Here is a 16590-nt window from a genome sequence, read left to right as displayed (position 1 = left end):
CCACACGGGTTCGTAGAGGAAAAATGGCGTTTGGTTAGAGGGCTTTACGGAAGTGTTCGAGAGCCTTCGCGGAACTCTCTTTGTGCGAGACGACGGGCCGGGGATAGCCGGGGATGTCCGACTGCAGCAAAGAACGTTCGTCGGCGAAGAGTTTGGCCGGGAGATCGCGCAATTCGGGAAGATATTGTTTAATATAAACTCCTTCGGGATCGAAGCGCGCCGTTTGGGTGTAGGGGTTGAAGATGCGGAAATAAGGCTGAGGATCGATGCCGGTGCCCGCACTCCACTGCCAGGAAAGGATATTGCTGGCAGCATCGTAATCGAGCAGTCGGTCGGCGAAAAAACGCTCTCCCCATTGCCAGGGGAGAAGGAGGTTCTTCGTCAAGAAACTCGCACAGATCATCCGGATGCGGTTGTGCATCTCTCCGCTCTCGAGCAGTTGACGGATTCCCGCGTCGACGATCGGCACTCCCGTACGGGCGTTGCGGAACGCTTCAAACCGCACTTCATCGTCGATGCCGCTGAAACGGTAGCGAAAATTGCGTTCCCGAAGATAGGGGAAACGGTAGAGCAGCGAAGCGTAAAATTCCCGGAAAATGAGCTGGCGGAAGAACGGCTCGGTGTCTACCCCGCGTTTTTTTTGCCCGGCCAGCCATCGAAGTACCGCCCGTACCGAAACGGTTCCGAAGCGCAGATCGACGCTGAGATGCGAAATGCCGTCTAAAGAGGGGAAGTCGCGACGGAGGGCGTAGCCGGGGAGTTTGGCCTCAAAGAGGTCGAGTTTCTGGATCGGGGTGCGGCGTTGGGCTGCGGTGAGCGAAGCGCGCTTGAATCCCAGCGACGCAAGATCGATCGGACGTGCGTCGATTCCCTCATGCGAGAGGGCATGGATCGCGTCTCCTTCCCAGGGAATGAGTGTCTGCATAACAGGGCGGTATTCCTGCATATGCTCGGGACGAAAAAGACGCTTGGCCCGGTTGTAGTAGGGGGTAAAAATGAGATAGGGGGTGCCGTCGTCTTTGAGCACTTCGTCGGGAGAAAAAATGTAGGTGTCTTCCAGAAAACGGAAGGGCAAGCGGTGGGAAACGTCGCGGTCACGGTCGCGTTCGTACATACCGTAATCTCCCGAAGCGCACACTTCGTCGAATGCGCTCCGTTGCAAGAGGAGATCAAAGACGTCGCCGGGTCGGCCGTAAAAAAGGATCAGATCCAGCCCGAGCGTTTTAAGCTCGGATTTGAGGCGTACGACGGCGTCGAAAATATAGGTGACGCGGCGGTCGTCTCGCCGAAGCGGCGAGAGGATATCGGGATCGAAAATGAAAATCGGCAGCACTTCTTCGCCCTGGGCGAGAAGGGGATTGTCCGCGACACGCAGGTCACGGCGGAACCAGAGGATGCGGCGCATCTATTTTCCCGCATCGAGGTGCGATCGCAGCGCCAGCGTTTTGGGGTAGGGATCGAGGAATACCTGTTCGAGCAGATAGTGTGTGTCGTATTTGCGGGCATAGAGGCCGATCGTCGAGAGGGGAACGATCAGCGGGATGATTTTGTCGGCATAGTCACGGATCTGGCCGTGGAGAATCTCTTTTTCGGCACGGGTGAGGTCGTGTTTGAAAAAACCGGCCATGTGTTCGAGGACGTTGCGGGTCCGTTTGATGGAGCTTTTGTGGGAAATGGCGGTTTTGAAGAGATGTTCGTAACGTTCGAGGAGGGATTCGAACGGCACGTTATCGCGGTTGGCGACGACGTTGCCCATCTGGCGGTAGAGCATCTCGTTTTTCGACTGTAGCATGAACTTGTGCGCGGTATGAAACATGACGAGCTCTTTCATGGAGGGCGAAGCGTTTTTGAACGTCTCGAAGCGGTGGTAGGCAAAGAGCTGCATCACGAAATTTTCCCGAAGCCACATGTCCTGAAGCCGCCCTTCCTCTTCCATCGGCAGCAGAGCAAAGCGCTCGCGGCACATGGAGGCGAATACTCCGTCCTCTTTCCCTTCGCAAAAACCGTTGTCGAGATAGAGTTTGGCGCTTTTGAGGCCGCAGCTGGGGGATTTGGATTTAAAGACGATGCCGCAGAGGTTTTCGGCGGCGATCCGGCCCAGTTCATTGGAACACTCAGCGGTGAGCGCGTCGGTGAGATCGCTGTGGTCTTTGTTGCTCTCGATGCGGATTTTGGAGCCTTCGCGCACAAGTCTCACCGAAGGGCGCGGGGTGCCGAATGCTAGGTGTTCGGGGCAAAAAGGGACGAAACGGGCGAATTTCCCCAGTTCGTCGGTCAAAAAGCGGTCGTGCTTGTGGCCTCCGTCAAAACGGATGCGTTCACCGAGCAAACAGGCGGATACGGCGAGAATCATTCTTCTTCTCCTTTGAAGCGGTTTCGGAACTGTTTGGCCCCTTCCTTGGAACTTTCGACGTTCTCGTCGATCCCCTCGAACGTAAAGCGGATGCGGCTCTGATCGATCGTTTCCATCTCGTCGACGCGGCGGAGGTTGATAAGGTAGGAGCGGTGGATGCGTAAAAAGCCGTAGGGTTCGAGGAGCGTTTCAAGTTCGGAGATCTTTTTCGGATAATACGAAAAACCTTTGTCGGTGCGAAACATGACTTCGGAAAGGTCGGCCTTCACATAATAGATCTCTCCGGGGGTGAGGAGGTAATGATTGTCTCCCGCCTTGGCAATCAGGCGGAGCTCTTTTGGTTTGGCCTTGGCCGTGACGCGCTCGATTGCTCGTTCGATCTGCTCGGCGCTGTAGGGCTTTAGAAGGTAGTCCACCGCACCGACGCCGAAGGCCTGCAGCGCAAAGGTTTCATGGGCGGTCTGGTAGATGATGGCCAGGCCCTCGTGCCGTTCGCGCAGGATGTGCCCCAGCTCGATCCCGTCCATTCCGGTCATGGAAACGTCCAGAAACGCAATGTCGAATTCGCGTGACGCCACCAGTCCCAGCGCTTCGGCACCGTTGGACGCTGAGGCGATCGACGTATATCCGAGTGACCCGAGCAGCCGGGTGAGGCGGGCAATCGCCAGGGGTTCGTCGTCAACGATCAGAAATTTCATGAGGTTCCTTGAGAGTGATGAGATAAACCGGCGGGTCGAAGCTGACGATTTTCAGTTCACCGTGGCACAGGTAGGCCAGCCGTTCGCGCAGATTCGAAAGACCGATGCCGTATTCGGGGGAAGTGATGGGCTTGCCGCTGTTGGCGACGCGGATCCGGAGAAATTCGTCGGCGGAGCAGTCGATACTGAGCGAAAAAGGGGAACGGCTGCCGCGCATGCCGTGTTTGATGGCGTTTTCGCACAACAGCTGAATGGAAAATTTCGGGACGGCCCACCGTTTAAGCGATTCGTCGCTTCGGATCTGAAGGTCGATCAGCCCCGAAAAGCGGAGGTTTTCGAGATCGATGTAGTCACGGACGTTTTTGAGTTCCTGCTCGAGCGATATCAGAGGGGTTTCGGTCATCGTGTTGCGGAGGAAGGTGGAAATTTTCAGAACCGTAGCTTCGGCTTTGTCGGGATCCTGGTGTATCAGTTCGGCCAGCGAATTGAGGGCATTGTAGAGAAAATGGGGATTGAGCTGGGTTTCGAGGGAGCGGACACGGCTGTTGACGAAAAGACGGTCGATCTGCTCCTTTTCGTTGCGGGTTTTCACGAAACGGTACATCAGCGCTCCCATGAGATACGTCAGCACTCCGATAATCGACGCCATTTCGTACGGATGGACGGAGAAAAGGGCGACCGTGGCCAGTGCGTTGTGCTGCAGGGCGTAATAGGTGCTGAGCGTTCCCAGGAACCCTGAGAGAAAGGAGAAAAAAGCGGCGATCCCGTTCCACCATTCACGGCTGAGAAAAGGGAGGATATAACGGTTCATCGAAGAGATGAAAATCATCGAAAAGGTGGTGATGAAAAAACCCAGCAGCACGCCGAAGATGGCTCCGTCCAATGCCGAAAGACCCAAAAGATAGTACCCGAATACCGACAAGAGGGTTGAAAACGACACGCCGATGAGCAAAACGCTGAGCCAGTCGTTACGGGTGATTTCGAGTTCGATGTTACGCATCGATCAGCCTTGTGAGATTCATGGCGCCCATGACGACGCCCGGCCATCCCTGTGCGGCGTATGACGTGTCTCCGACCTGGTAAAACCCCCGGATGGGAGTGTCGTTGGCGGGAAGGCTGGGCAGCAGGTTCGACAGGCTCAAGGTGTTTCCTCCCAGTTGGGTTCGGTGAATGTAGCGTCCGAAGGTTTTCGGCGTCGCCGCAAAACTTTCGGTGACGCATTCCCGGTCGATAGCGAGTCTATCACAAATCCAATTACGAAGCAAATCGTGAAGCTCTTTTTTCCGTGCGCGGTATTCAGCGGGAGGTAGGCCGACCCATTCGCGCAGATCGGTATGGACCGATGCGGTGATGCGGTAGTGTCCCTGCGGTGCCATAGCGGTATCGGAAGGATTGCTGAACGATACGAAAAGCGATTTGGAGAGGGTATGTTTGAAAACCTCCTCGGCGATCAGCTGGTAATGATGCGCGAACGGCAAATCGGATCGGACACTCATGTAGAGGACAAAGGCGCTTTGGCGATTGTTGAGCCGTTCGTATTTACGGTAGTAGGTGAGGATAGCATCGTCACTGAAGAGATGCGCGCTGTCAAAATGCGACGTCGCCATGACCAGGTTGCGCGCATGAATGGCCCCCTGGGACGTAGCGATCGTGTAAAAACCCTCACGCCGAGCGATCGAAAGGGCTTCGCATCCCAATCGAACGTCATGCATTTTGGAAGTGATGGTTTCGCATACGGCGCTCATCCCTCCGAGGGGGTAATGGGTTTCGCAAAACGTATATCCCAGTGCCAAAGCGGCCGTAAAGAAGCTCACCTGATCGCTTTTGGCCTGGGTGACGATCAGTATCTGGGCTTCGAGGAAATCCAGATACTCGTCCGAGAGGCCGCCGTAAAAGCGCTCGATGAAGGCTCGGGCATTGGTATGAAGGTAGGGCCAGAACCGGTGGATGAGAGGGGTGAAGCTTAGGATCGAGTGCAACTTGGCCAAAAAAGAGCGGTTGGAGTAATAGTGCCCCTCCATCGCGTAGAAATCACGCCCGATCGTTTGAACGAGGGTCCAGAATTCACGGTGACGCGGGTGGGGGTAAAACGCTTCGATTTCCTCCAAAAAACGCTCAAGATCGCGGTAACGGATGCATGTGCGGCCGTTTTGGACGATCGTAATGGCCGGATCGCTGGTGATGAGGTTCGGGGTAACTCCCAGCGTCTCGCATAACCGGCGCAGGATACCCCCTTCGTGGTATCCCGATACGGTGGTGGCACCCGCGTTGTAGCGGCTGTCGCCGTACGAAAAGGTCGAAGCGCAGCCTCCGAGGACGGGCTCTTTTTCGATCAGGACCACGTTTTTCCCCTGATGGTGAAGCAAGGCGGCGGCCGAACACCCGCCGATACCGCCCCCTACGACCGCATAATCATGCATCATGACGCCGTTTCCCGGTAGAGCGCTTCAAGAGCGTCGATGAAACGGGGATGATCGTTGGGCGCGCGGGCGACGCGGTAGTCTTCGAAGCCCAGATGTTCCGCTTTTTCACGGTATTCGACGTCGAGTTCGAATTCGGTTTCGGAGTTGTCGATCGTAAAGGCGATTGGGACGATGATTGCCTTTTTTTTCTCCAGCGTCGCTAGTTTGTCTTCCAGATAGGGACGTATCCATTCCATCGGACCCAGTCGGGACTGATAGGCGAGGTGGGTTTTGGCAAAGAAGATGCCGAGCTCGTTCAGCGCACGACGGACGTGATAGACGCTGTAGCGTATGTGACGCTGGTAGGGGTCTCCGCGATCGATGATCTTTTGCGGCAGACCGTGGGCCGAGAAAACGAGTTCAAAGCCGGACGGATCGTCGCTTCCGAGCGCTTCTTTGATCCGTTCGACAACGGAGCCGATGTACGCCGGATGGGAATAATAGTGTTCGACCGTGCGGATCTTGTCGGTGATTCCCAGTCTGGACGCTTCAGCGTAGAGGGCATCGAATGATGAGAGGGTTGTGGTGGATGAAAAATGGGGGTAGAGAGGGATCGCACAAATACGTTCGTAACCTGCCGCTTCGCGGAGTACGTCCGCGGTGAACGGAGAGGTGTAACGCATCACGTAGAAGACGTCCGCGTCCACGCGCTCCGAGAGAGCGTGAACGACGCGGCGGGTATGTTCCACGATAGGAGATTTTCCCCCCAACCGGGCGTAGTTGTCGCTTGCATCCCTGTGGCGGCGGGCGGTGATAAACCAGGCGATGAACCTTCGCACCGGAGCGGGAGCGGCGATGATACGGGGATCGTTGAACATGTTGCTCAAAAAGGTTTTGACTTCTCCCAGATTGTTGGGACCCCCCATATTGAGCAGCAATACCGCGTTTTTTCGATCCATTCGAATCCCCTGAGTCTCGATTTTATGCATCAAATGATAAGGAAAAGTCGTATCGGTTCGTAGGGGGAATGTGTCGATTCGTTATACGGTTATGGAAAAGGAAAGGGTGTCTAGGTTGTTTTTCTGATTGTTATGGTGAAGGAAAAATGTTGAAGATTGGTTGCGGAGGCCAGATTTGAACTGACGACCTTCGGGTTATGAGCCCGACGAGCTACCGGGCTGCTCTACTCCGCGATCCCGAATTAATGTGTGACAATGGTGGATGGGGTAGAGGGATTCGAACCCCCGGATGACTGGACCAAAACCAGTTGCCTTACCGCTTGGCGATACCCCAATATCTCGCTTGGAGGCCGAAATTATAGACATTTTTTTCTCTTTTGTCAAGCCTTTCGCCGCATGCGGAGAAAAAAAAGACGAATCGGCAGGATGTGATAGATTTTTAATCCTTTTTGCTTATAATTCCCCAACTATATTTATAACTAAAGAGTCTTTATGTCAGCAGTGCAACGCGTATTGGACGCCATCGAAGAGTTTAAAAAAGGGAAAATGGTCATTATGGTCGACGACGAAGACCGCGAAAACGAGGGAGATCTCGTTTACGCTTCCGTTTTTTCAACGCCCGACCACGTCAATTTTATGGCGACGCACGCCAAAGGGCTCATCTGCGTCGCGGTCAATCCCTCGATCGCCAAACGGCTCAATCTCGAACCGATGGTCAAATCGAATACCTCGATGCACGAGACCGCGTTTACGATTTCCGTCGACGCGGCCGCGGCAACGACGGGGATTTCGACGGCTGAGCGGGATATGACGATCAAAATCCTTGCCAACCCCCTCTCGCATCCTTCGGAACTGGTAATGCCGGGACACATTTTCCCTCTGGTGGCCAAAGAAGGGGGGACGCTGGTGCGGATCGGCCATACCGAAGGTTCCGTCGACCTGTGCCGTCTGGCGGGATTGGCCGAATCGGCGGTTATCTGCGAGATCATGAAAGAGGACGGGACGATGGCGCGCCGCGACGACCTGGACGTTTTCGCCGCCAAACACGATCTGAAAATCGTCTACATTTCCGACATCGTCGAATACCGTCTCGCGAACGAAATGCTGGTCAAGGCGGTGAGTGAGGAGGAGATCGAATTTTTCGGCGTCCAGGTCAAAAAATACGAATTCGCCGACCACGAAGATAACCGTCACACCGCAATCGTCTTTTATCGCGCGGGAGAGACGGCCAACGTCAAAGTCCATAATGTCGTTCCCGACATCGATCTGCTGCTCAACCAGGGGAAATACACGCAGCTTATCGACGCGATCAACTACCTCAAACACAACAGCGGGGTGTTGCTTTTCATCAACAAACCGCCGCATCAGCAGGTAAACATGAAAGAATACGGGATCGGAGCACAGATTCTAAAATCGCTGGGGGTCAAGCACATGCGGCTGATTGCGGAGTCGAAGATTTCGGATTTTTCAGGCCTGAGCGGCTTCGGTCTGGATGTGACCGAAATCATCAGCGCCCACGAAGGACACTGAGCCTTTACCACCCGACGGTGGATTTGGAGGTCACTTTGCGGATCTCTTTTTCATCGGCCCAGACGATCTCTCCCGTCTGCGGATTGACCAACTCCAGAGAAATATTGTAGTAAACGTCTTTGACGTCGTCACTGGCTTTTTTGATCGCCCTGACGTTACCGGTGATGATGTAGTCGGCATCGGTCATGAGTTTGATCGCCTTGTTGTCGGTGATCGTGGTGGTGAGATTACGTTCGTCGTACACTTCGCCAAGGTTGGCTTTGTCGGCAAGGAAACGGACCTGGCCTGATTTGAGCAGTTTGATCCGGATCTTGTCGGTGATCGCTTTGGTGTCGATGTGCTCGTAGGTGAGGTTGTTGACGGTACGCAGACGCACTTTCGGCGGTTGTGCGGCTCCGGCGATGTAACGCGACTGCAGCAGCGACTGGGTAAGGGTCTCTGCACTGCTTTGCAGGTCGGTCGATCCGAAGGCGTCGGTCAGCGTTTCAACCGCTTTGGCGTCACCGTATTTGACGTTCGAGTCGTAACCGACCATTCCCGCTCCCCCTTTGGTACTGCTGCACCCGGTTCCGAGGATTGTTGCGGCGGCGAGTATTGCAAAAAGCGACAGTTTGTTCATGATTACTCCTTATTTTTCCGGTACGGAAACGATGATTTTATAGTCGACCACATCCGGTACGTTCGTCATTTCGACGATCTGGACTTTCTGGTTTTTGTGAATCGTGATCGGTTTCCAGGGGGTTGAGTCTTTGAGTATCCCGTTTTTGTCGTACCATTCGATCTGGTAGACGAATCCCTCGGTTTCGTCGTTGTCGTCGTTTTCGAGTTCGGCCATCACTTTGAGGAAGGCACCTTCCTGAAAACTTTTGTGTTTGTTGATCTCGACACGCTCTTCCCCGATAATATCGACTTTGGAAGCGCATCCGGCGATCAGAGCCAGCGCGGCGGCCGCCGCACAGAGGCGTAAAACGGTTTTAGTAATCGGCATAATCGATCCTTACATTGTCTGGTGTGAGATAGGAGACAAGAACGAAAACCCCTTTCCCGTTTTTGGGAAGGGCAATCGATTCCTGACGGTCATTTAACATGATACTGAGTGTTTCCCCTTTTTTCGCTTCAAAAGAGAGCAGGTAACCCGAATTGGGGAGGGTTTCCCAGTTCCGGAACCCCGAATCGGCGATGGAACTTCCGACGTCGAAAAGCAGCGACGCGAGTAATCCTCCCAGGTCCCCGAAATGGTCGTTCGCCTGTTTTGCCGCGATTCCGCGGGTCGTCGCGCGGACGGCGGCTTTGGCCAGTTCGCCGGGGAACTCGTCGCTGAGGGTTTTATAGGCCATCATGTCGCTTTTGAGGAGACGGGGCGGGGTGAACGTCCGTCCACCGGCGGTGCTGATGGAGAGGCGGGCGAGATCGTTTCGGGGCGGGGCGTAAGAGGGGAGGTCGATACTGGTGTATTCGGCCGCGTGAAAGATCGGAAAACGGATTTTTTCGATTTTCATTGACGGGGCCACTCCTGAGAGGACGACCACCGTGACGCTCATCGTATCCCCTTTTTTAGGATTTTTGGAGGGGACGAGGGCATTTTTGGCTTCAGTATTGAGGGCGATGGCCCGTTTGAGGTAGAGTCCTCCTTCATCGCCTGTTGCGTAAGAGAGCCCCGACATCTCGGCGATCACATAACCGAGCGTATAGGAAAAAGGGTCCTGGTAATTGTTGAGCAGCGCGCGGACGTCAGGGTTGTTGAGGAGTGATGCCATCGAATAATTCTGCGGGATTGTATCGGTGCTGGTATTGCGTGCTTCGGCGGTTGCTTTGTCCTTGGCCGCCTGTTTGATTTTTTCATCCGATTCGAGGAGCCAGAACTCCTGGCGCTTCTCCATCCGGCGTATCTCGACCGCCGCCCCCTGGAAATCGCCGAGCATGATGTAATTGATCGCGTTGAGGGTATGCATGAGGGTCCGTTCGTACCCTTTGCCGTAATAGCTTTCCGATCCCTTGGAGAGGAGCGAGGAACCTACGAACGAACTGATGTTGCGGACGCTGTAGGTTGCGCGGTTTTCGTACTCGTCGAGAATGGCGTACGCTTTTTCGAACGAACGGACGGAAGCGTTGTAATCGCCTCCCGATTGCTGGAGCCGCGCGAGATCGAGCCAGTACCAGTATTCGTCGTCGTCCGAATCGTCGCCTGCAAGCGCGGAGAGGGTCTGATCGAAAGAATGCGCGTCCAAACCGCCCCGCAGCTGTTCGGAGGTGAGCGAAGCGCCGTAGAGAACGGCGGAAACGGACAGAAAAAGAAAAAGGAAAAATCGTGGCACCGAGTTATGTCCGAATCGAAAGATGGGACAATTATACCACCGTTTGTTAATGCTTCATCGCCTTGATGAACGATTCGTAGATGTTTTCGAGCTGGAGATCCTGTTCAAGGATCTCTTTGTTGTCCTGTACCATGTAGTGTTCGAGGACGGCGACCCGTTTGAGGAGGTATTCGAACATCTCTTTGTTGATGTCGGGGAGTTTGTTGTGGCTGAAAGGGTCTTTGTCCCGTCCTTTCTGGATGACATGGGCGGGAATGCCGATCGCCGTACTGTTTTCGGGAACTTCACGCACAACGACCGAATTGGCCCCGATCTTGCTGTTCGCGCCGATGGTGATGTTACCGAGTACTTTCGCCCCAGCGCCGATGACGACCCCGCTTTTGATCGTCGGATGGCGTTTGCCGGGGGTGAGGCTCACTCCGCCCAGCGTCACACCCTGATAGATCAGGACGTCGTCTTCGACGATCGCCGTCTGGCCGATGACGACGCCGAACCCGTGGTCGATGAAAACGCGGCGGCCGATGGTCGCGCCGGGGTGGATGTCGATGTTGGTAAGAATCTGGTTAATCCCCATCAGGAAACGGGCGAACGATTTAAAGCCGCGGCGATAGAGACGGTTGGCTATCCGGTACCAGAAGATGGCCCAGACGCCGGGATAGTTGAAGAAGAGTTCGATTCGGGAGCTGATGGCGGGATCATTTTTGTAAACGTTCGAAAAATCTTCGGCAATCTCGGAAAACAGTCCCAAATTCTATCCCTTAACGCGTGGTTCGGAGGTATCCGTTTTGATACAGATACATTTCGAGTTTTTGAAGTGTATCACTTTTTTCTTCTTCTGTGCTAAATTCGCTTACGGCGAGTTTATTTTTAAGGTTGGTGAGAAGTTTGGACTTGTCATAACCGATGTCCTCGAGGATGTTGAGAACGTTGTCCGACTCGGTGAAATTTTCGATTTCATACCCCGTGTCGTTGATGAGAATCGTACACTCGCTGGGGTGGGTGAAGAGGTTATGGTTCATCCCCAGCGTCTCCTGATACGCCCCGACGTTGAAAAAGGCGAGGAAATACTCCTCTTCATCCAGATCGATGTCGTGGAGGTAGAGGGGCGCTTCGGGTTTGAAACGGATTTCCCCGTCGCTGTCGCAGGTGATGTCCCACAAGCTGGCGGCGCGGATGGCCGGAACGTCGAGCCGATCGAGCGGCATGATCGGGAACTGCTGCTGCAATCCCCAGTAGTCGGGGATGCTCTGGAAAATGGAGCTGTTGATCAGGTAGCGCTCCTGCAGTTTCACCTGGAGCCGTTCGATGTCGGGCAACGGGTTGTCCTGCGAGAGGTAGAGCGATTTTTTGATGATCTGATGCACCAGGATCTCGGCATTGGAGCGGTCCTGGAGGTCGATATGGCCGAGGTTGAACAACGTCAGCAGGGACTCCATATGATCGAGCGCGTCGTGCATGTATTCGATGCAGGTGCGCGGCGAGAGGAGCGAGTTGAGCTCACGAAGCTCTTCGATCAGCGGCGGATTTTTCTCTTTGAGTTTGAGCGATTTGGTCTGGTAGTCGTGGCTGAAAAGCTCGAGGACCGGTGCGATCAGCACCGAGTGTGACGCGACGATGAATCGGCCCGATTCGGTGAAGATGTCGGGGTGTTCGACCCCTTTGGCGTTCATGATTTCACGCAGCAGGTAGACGACGCTGTTGGAGAACTCTTCGAGGGTATAGTTACGCATACGGGTGGAGGGGTGCTGCGAATACTCGACCGCCAGACCGCCCCCGATGTTGATGGCGCGGAGGTTGTCGGCCCCCATTTTTTTGAGTTCGGCGTAGATGTTCCCCGCTTCGCGCAGCACCCGTTTGAGCGTTGCGATCTCCTGCATCTGGCTGCCGACGTGGAAATGGATCATCGTAAAGTGCTCGAGCATGTTGCTCTCCCGCAGCATCGCGATCGCTTCGATCAGCTCGGTGGAGGTGAGGCCGAATTTCGCGCTCAGGCCGCTGGATTTGGCCCAGATCCCGCTCCCCTCGCTTTGGAGACGGACGCGGATCCCGACGTTGGGAACTTTCAGGTTGCACTGCTGCGCGACGTCGATGATCCATTCAAGCTCTCCGAGCCCCTCGATCGTGATTGTGATGTCGTGTCCCATGTGGGCGGCCATAAAGCCCAGTGTCACCATCTCCTCGTCTTTGAAACCGTTGACGGTGATGGGGGAACCGATGGGGGTTTTGGCCATCGCAAGGGCAAGCTCGGCTTTCGAACCCGCTTCGAGGCCGTAGCTGTATTTTTCGCCATGCTCGACGATCGCGTCGACCGCTTCGGGGAACTGGTTGACTTTGAGGGGGAAAACGGCGTGGAATTTGCCGTTGTAGTCGTTTTCGAAGATCGCGCGGCGGAAGTTGGAATAGAGCATGTCGATCTGTTTGCCGATCAGGTGGGGGAAACGGAGGATCAGCGGCCCGCGCAGGTTGGTTTTACGCACCTGCTGCGTGATTTCGAGCAGCGAGGGGGAACTTTTGTAGTTGACCTTCACTTTCCCCTGGTCGATGATAAAGTTGTTTTCGCCCCAAATGTCTATACCGTACGTTTTCACCGCTGTTTCCTCCCCGCTGGAATTTGTTTTCAAATAAATTGGCTCATCGGAATCTGCGTTTCCGATTTTTGTTCGAGATCTTTGACCCACACCGTATCGGTATTCCGTTCGTTTTCACCGATGACCGCGCAGTAGCGGGCGTTGATTCGGTCGGCCCCTTTGAGGTGGTTCTGGAGCTTTTTGGGATCGTACTCTACGACCGCTTTTTGAGTTTTACGAAGCGCCTCGGCCACTTTGAGAACCAGCGGGAGCGATTCGGCGTCCATGGCCCCCAGGTAATATCCCTCACGTTTCGGTTCTGGCATGACGATCAGTTCCAAAAGCCGTTCGATCCCGATCGCGAATCCGACCGCCGGGGTCGGTTTGCCGTCGAGAAATTCGACAAGACGGTCGTAACGTCCGCCGCCGGCGATCGCGCTCTGGCTTCCGATGTTGTCGCTGACGAATTCGAATGCCGTTTTGGAATAGTAATCCAGCCCGCGAACGAGGTTCGTATCGATTTCATACGCGATGGTGTGCTGGTCGAGGATCGTTTTGAGGGTGGCAAAATCGCTTTCGCACCCTTCACACAGGTTGTCGATCAGTTTGGGAGCGTTGACGTAGAGGCTCTGGCACTTTTCGTTTTTACAGTCGAGGACGCGGATGGGGTTCGTCGACTTGCGGCGGACGCAGTCTTCGCAGATAGCGTCGCCGCAGCTCTCGATGAACGCGACCAGTTTCTCGCGGTAAGGGGGCATGCAGTGCTGATCCCCCAGCGAGTTAAGCTTGAGGCGGTAGCCGATCCCGAGCGCTTTTAAAATATCGGCGATCATCATGATCATCAGGGCGTCTTCGTAGACGCTCTCCACCCCGAAACTCTCGACACCGAACTGGTGGAACTCTCTCAGGCGTCCTTTTTGAGGGCGTTCGTAACGGAACATCGGACCGTGGTAGTAGAAACGGTGGATACCGCCTTTTTTGTCGAGTTTGTGCTGGATGAAGGCACGCACGACCCCCGCGGTTCCTTCGGGACGCAGACAGACGTCGTTCTCCCCTTTGTCGATAAACTGGTACATCTCTTTGCCGACGATGTCGCTGGATTCGCCGACGGAGCGTTTGAAGAGGGCGGTCTCTTCAAGCAGCGGGGTTTCGATGTAGTGGAAACCGTACCGTTTGGCGATGCGCGAAGCGGTTTCGAGGAAATACTCGAACCGCTCGTAGTCGGGGCTGAGGATGTCGTTCATGCCGCGAAGGGATTGGATCATAAGGCTCCTTTGATGAGATCGGATATCTCTTGTGTAATGGTATCAATCGATTGTGTCGCATCGATTACATGCGTTTGGATTCCCAGCGCGTAAGCCGAGGCGATGAGTGCTTCTTGAATCTCCAGCAGATAGGCGATCCCGCGTGCTTCGATCGCATCGTGCTCTTTTTGGCCCAGGCGGTGGGAGAGCTCTTCGGGGGTGAGTCGAAGGATGAAAACGCGATCGGGGAGGGTTCCTCCGGTGGCGAGGCGGTTGAGCAGCACGAGGGTGGACTCGTCACACAGCTGCTGTACCGCCGCGTACGCCATCCCCGATACGGCGGAACGGTCGCTGATGATGAGACGGTTCATATTGGGTAATATGATCTCTTCGGTATGTTCGGCCCGATCGGCGAGAAACAACAGCATTTCGGCCGTTTTGCTGCTAAGCTCTCCCCCCAGAACCATCGAACGGATCCGTGCTCCCGCTTCGGTTCCGCCCGGTTCTTTGGTAATGAGCGCATCGGGGTAGAGTGTACGGAGCCGTTCGATCTGGGTGCTTTTTCCGGCGGTGTCGATCCCCTCAATCGCGACGTACATCAGTTCTGCCCCGGTAGTGTGCACGACTTCATCCCGCGGATCACATCCTGTACCGCGGGAGGGAGGAGATGATCGGTCTTGCCGTTGAATTTGAGTAGATTGCGGACGATGGAGGAGCTGACGAACGCGTGCTGGAGTTTGGGCATCAGGTAGACCGTTTCGATTTTCGGGTCGAGCGATTTGTTCAGGTACCCAAGCTGGAGTTCAAACTCGAAATCGCTCACCGCCCGCAGTCCCCGGATGAGGACGGTTGCCCCCAGCGAGTTGGCCAGTTCGACGGTGAGGTTGTCGAAGCCCACCACCCGTACCCGTCCCAGGTGCGCCGTGGAGAGGCGGGCCATCTCGACCCGTTCGTCCAGGGAGAACATCGGCCGTTTGTCCCGCGATTCGGCGACGGCGACGATCACTTCGTCAAAGAGCCGGAGCGCCCGCTCGATGATGTCGTAATGACCGTTGGTGATCGGGTCGAAAGTCCCCGGGTAAAGGGCGATTTTATGCACGGTCATCCCACCTTTTGTAAAGATTGTTGTCGATGCCGAGGAGGTCGAACCATTTGCCGATCATGAAGTTTTCCATCTCTTCGAGCGTGTTTTGTTCCCCGTAATAGGCCAGAACGGGAGGGGCGATGATGACCCCCATCATGGAGAGCTTGTGCATGTTTTCCAGCGCTATGGGGGAAAACGGGATCTCACGGGGCGCGAGGATCAACGTACGGCGTTCCTTGATCATCACCGCGGCGGCGCGGGTGATCAGATTGTCGGCGATGCCGCAGGCGATTTTGGCGAGGGTATTCATGCTACAGGGGGTGATCAGCATCGCATCCGCTCCGTACGAACCCGAGGCGACGGAGGCCCAGATTTCGTCGTTTCGGTGGAGGGTGAGGTTTTCCTCTTTTTCGAGGACGATTTGCGCGTGTTCGGAGACGATCAGGTGTTTTTGAACCGTGTCGGGGAGGGCGCGCAGCGTCTTGAGACCCAGTGCCGCGCCGCTGGCGCCGCTGATGCCGATCACGATTTTCATTGCAGTTCCACCCGTTTCTCTCCGATTACTTTGGCCCGGGAGCGTTTGCCGTCCCTTTTTTGAATCGTAATAATATCATAGAGTCCCCCTTCTTGCGTCGCTGTTGCGATCAATTCGAGGACGACCGTGCCGTTTCGGACTTCGACGACGATGTTGTCGTTTTTGAGGACCAGGGGCATTTTTTCGATATGGCGTATCGTCAGGGGAGTGTAGGGTTTGAGCGAGGCGCGGAAACGCTGGGCGTTTTGGGGCATCGAACTTAGCGGCACATCACGGAACGAATCGAAAGGGATCGCTTTTTGGACCGTGTTCATGCCGTTTAGGACCTCTTTGCGCGAGACTTTGCGGGTCGTATGCAGCACCGGGAGGGTGGCTTCGACGCTGTAATCGAAATAGCGCCGCAGGCCGTTGGCGTCCACCACGTAAAACGTCCCTGATCCGTTCAGGGCGCACGAAGCGTCGAATACGGCGTTGGCTTCGGGGGGGAGAGCTTCCACGTAGCCCCGGGGAATGACCGAGATCCCTTCGATTTCGATCGCGGGGTAGCGTTCGGTGAGGAAGCGGGCGAGCTGGATTTTGAGCGACGTGACGTCAATGGGACTTTTTTTTACAAACGTGACGAAGCGCACTTTTCCCGTTTCGATTTTGACACCGTTGAGCTCGAAGGTTTTGGCGACGACGTTGGCATCGAGCCGGAAGAGCAGTTTGTCCGAAGGGATCCGCACCAGCTCGAAACGTTTGCCGATTTGCGGGAACACGTCGGTGGAAACGATTGTGTGATCGGTAAAAAAATACTCTTTTTGCAATTCGTACGAAAGTGCCGAAGTGCCGAGAAAGAGAAGAAAAATCCATTTAATCATTCCATGATTGTAACACATTGCACGCGGATGGGCCCTGAGGGAG

17 protein-coding genes and 2 tRNA genes are annotated in these 16590 nt (G+C 55.1%); 1 reads left to right on the top strand and 18 read right to left on the bottom strand.

All coding sequences use genetic code 11. The annotated features are described in order from the left end of the window. Positions 1-34: 34 nt before the first annotated feature. The 8 genes from E0765_RS04140 to E0765_RS04105 all read right to left on the bottom strand — a co-directional run bounded on the left by E0765_RS04140 (position 35) and on the right by E0765_RS04105 (position 6746). Positions 35-1405 carry a deoxyribodipyrimidine photo-lyase gene (locus E0765_RS04140; protein WP_132811954.1) on the bottom strand — a complete coding sequence of 457 codons (1371 nt, stop codon included), beginning with the start codon at positions 1403-1405 and terminating at the stop codon, positions 35-37. Continuing rightward, positions 1406-2353, bottom strand: coding sequence for a DUF523 and DUF1722 domain-containing protein (locus tag E0765_RS04135; RefSeq protein ID WP_132811953.1), 948 nt, complete (start codon positions 2351-2353; stop codon positions 1406-1408). It lies immediately after the preceding gene. After that, positions 2350-3051, bottom strand: a complete 702-nt coding sequence (locus E0765_RS04130; RefSeq protein WP_132811952.1) for a LytTR family DNA-binding domain-containing protein — start codon at positions 3049-3051, stop codon at positions 2350-2352. The genes E0765_RS04135 and E0765_RS04130 overlap by 4 nt, the downstream gene beginning before the upstream one ends. Further along, complete coding sequence (locus tag E0765_RS04125) at positions 3032-4051, bottom strand: sensor histidine kinase (protein WP_132811951.1); 1020 nt, start codon at positions 4049-4051, stop codon at positions 3032-3034. Before E0765_RS04125 ends, E0765_RS04130 begins: the two co-directional genes overlap by 20 nt. Next, the gene (locus E0765_RS04120; RefSeq protein WP_255417847.1) at positions 4044-5474 is read right to left on the bottom strand and encodes an NAD(P)/FAD-dependent oxidoreductase; all 1431 of its coding nucleotides are present in this window, start codon (positions 5472-5474) and stop codon (positions 4044-4046) included. The genes E0765_RS04125 and E0765_RS04120 overlap by 8 nt, the downstream gene beginning before the upstream one ends. Further along, positions 5471-6412, bottom strand: a complete 942-nt coding sequence (hemH, locus tag E0765_RS04115; RefSeq protein ID WP_132811950.1) for a ferrochelatase — start codon at positions 6410-6412, stop codon at positions 5471-5473. The genes E0765_RS04120 and hemH overlap by 4 nt, the downstream gene beginning before the upstream one ends. Positions 6413-6569: 157 nt before the next feature. Next, a tRNA-Met gene (locus tag E0765_RS04110) sits at positions 6570-6646 on the bottom strand. A 25-nt stretch (positions 6647-6671) separates the two neighbouring features. Then, a tRNA-Gln gene (locus E0765_RS04105) sits at positions 6672-6746 on the bottom strand. Between the two features lie 158 nt (positions 6747-6904). Between E0765_RS04105 and E0765_RS04100 the strand changes: the two genes are divergently transcribed. After that, complete coding sequence (locus tag E0765_RS04100) at positions 6905-7942, top strand: bifunctional 3,4-dihydroxy-2-butanone 4-phosphate synthase/GTP cyclohydrolase II (RefSeq protein ID WP_132811949.1); 1038 nt, start codon at positions 6905-6907, stop codon at positions 7940-7942. Positions 7943-7946: 4 nt separating this feature from the next. Here the strand turns inward: E0765_RS04100 and E0765_RS04095 are convergent, their stop codons facing one another. The 10 genes from E0765_RS04095 to flgA are packed head-to-tail and all read right to left on the bottom strand — an operon-like array spanning position 7947 to position 16547. After that, positions 7947-8561 carry a penicillin-binding protein activator LpoB gene (locus E0765_RS04095; RefSeq protein WP_132811948.1) on the bottom strand — a complete coding sequence of 205 codons (615 nt, stop codon included), beginning with the start codon at positions 8559-8561 and terminating at the stop codon, positions 7947-7949. 9 nt (positions 8562-8570) lie between these two features. Next, positions 8571-8930 (bottom strand): DUF1425 domain-containing protein, encoded by a 360-nt coding sequence (locus tag E0765_RS04090; RefSeq protein ID WP_132811947.1) that lies wholly within the window; start codon positions 8928-8930, stop codon positions 8571-8573. Continuing rightward, a complete protein-coding gene (locus E0765_RS04085; protein ID WP_132811946.1) occupies positions 8917-10257 on the bottom strand; it encodes a COG3014 family protein in 1341 nt (446 codons plus the stop codon). Before E0765_RS04085 ends, E0765_RS04090 begins: the two co-directional genes overlap by 14 nt. A gap of 46 nt (positions 10258-10303) precedes the next feature. Further along, entirely contained in the window at positions 10304-11005 is a 702-nt protein-coding gene (cysE, locus tag E0765_RS04080) for a serine O-acetyltransferase (protein WP_132811945.1), read from the bottom strand. Between the two features lie 10 nt (positions 11006-11015). After that, a complete protein-coding gene (gene speA, locus E0765_RS04075; RefSeq protein WP_255417846.1) occupies positions 11016-12878 on the bottom strand; it encodes a biosynthetic arginine decarboxylase in 1863 nt (620 codons plus the stop codon). Then, entirely contained in the window at positions 12875-14089 is a 1215-nt protein-coding gene (hisS, locus tag E0765_RS04070) for a histidine--tRNA ligase (protein WP_132811943.1), read from the bottom strand. The genes speA and hisS overlap by 4 nt, the downstream gene beginning before the upstream one ends. Continuing rightward, entirely contained in the window at positions 14086-14667 is a 582-nt protein-coding gene (gene tmk, locus E0765_RS04065) for a dTMP kinase (protein ID WP_132811977.1), read from the bottom strand. Before tmk ends, hisS begins: the two co-directional genes overlap by 4 nt. Beyond that, positions 14667-15173 carry a pantetheine-phosphate adenylyltransferase gene (gene coaD / locus E0765_RS04060; RefSeq protein WP_188109922.1) on the bottom strand — a complete coding sequence of 169 codons (507 nt, stop codon included), beginning with the start codon at positions 15171-15173 and terminating at the stop codon, positions 14667-14669. The genes tmk and coaD overlap by 1 nt, the downstream gene beginning before the upstream one ends. Next, positions 15160-15687: a UbiX family flavin prenyltransferase gene (locus tag E0765_RS04055; protein ID WP_132811942.1), complete on the bottom strand. Its 528-nt coding sequence runs from the start codon at positions 15685-15687 to the stop codon at positions 15160-15162. The genes coaD and E0765_RS04055 overlap by 14 nt, the downstream gene beginning before the upstream one ends. Next, complete coding sequence (gene flgA, locus E0765_RS04050; RefSeq protein WP_165921659.1) at positions 15684-16547, bottom strand: flagellar basal body P-ring formation chaperone FlgA; 864 nt, start codon at positions 16545-16547, stop codon at positions 15684-15686. The genes E0765_RS04055 and flgA overlap by 4 nt, the downstream gene beginning before the upstream one ends. Between the last annotated feature and the right edge of the window lie 43 nt (positions 16548-16590).

This window comes from Sulfuricurvum sp. IAE1 (assembly GCF_004347735.1).
Classification (GTDB): Bacteria; Campylobacterota; Campylobacteria; order Campylobacterales; family Sulfurimonadaceae; genus Sulfuricurvum.
Note: the sequence above shows the minus strand (reverse complement) of the source record. Positions and strands in the feature narration are given on the sequence as shown.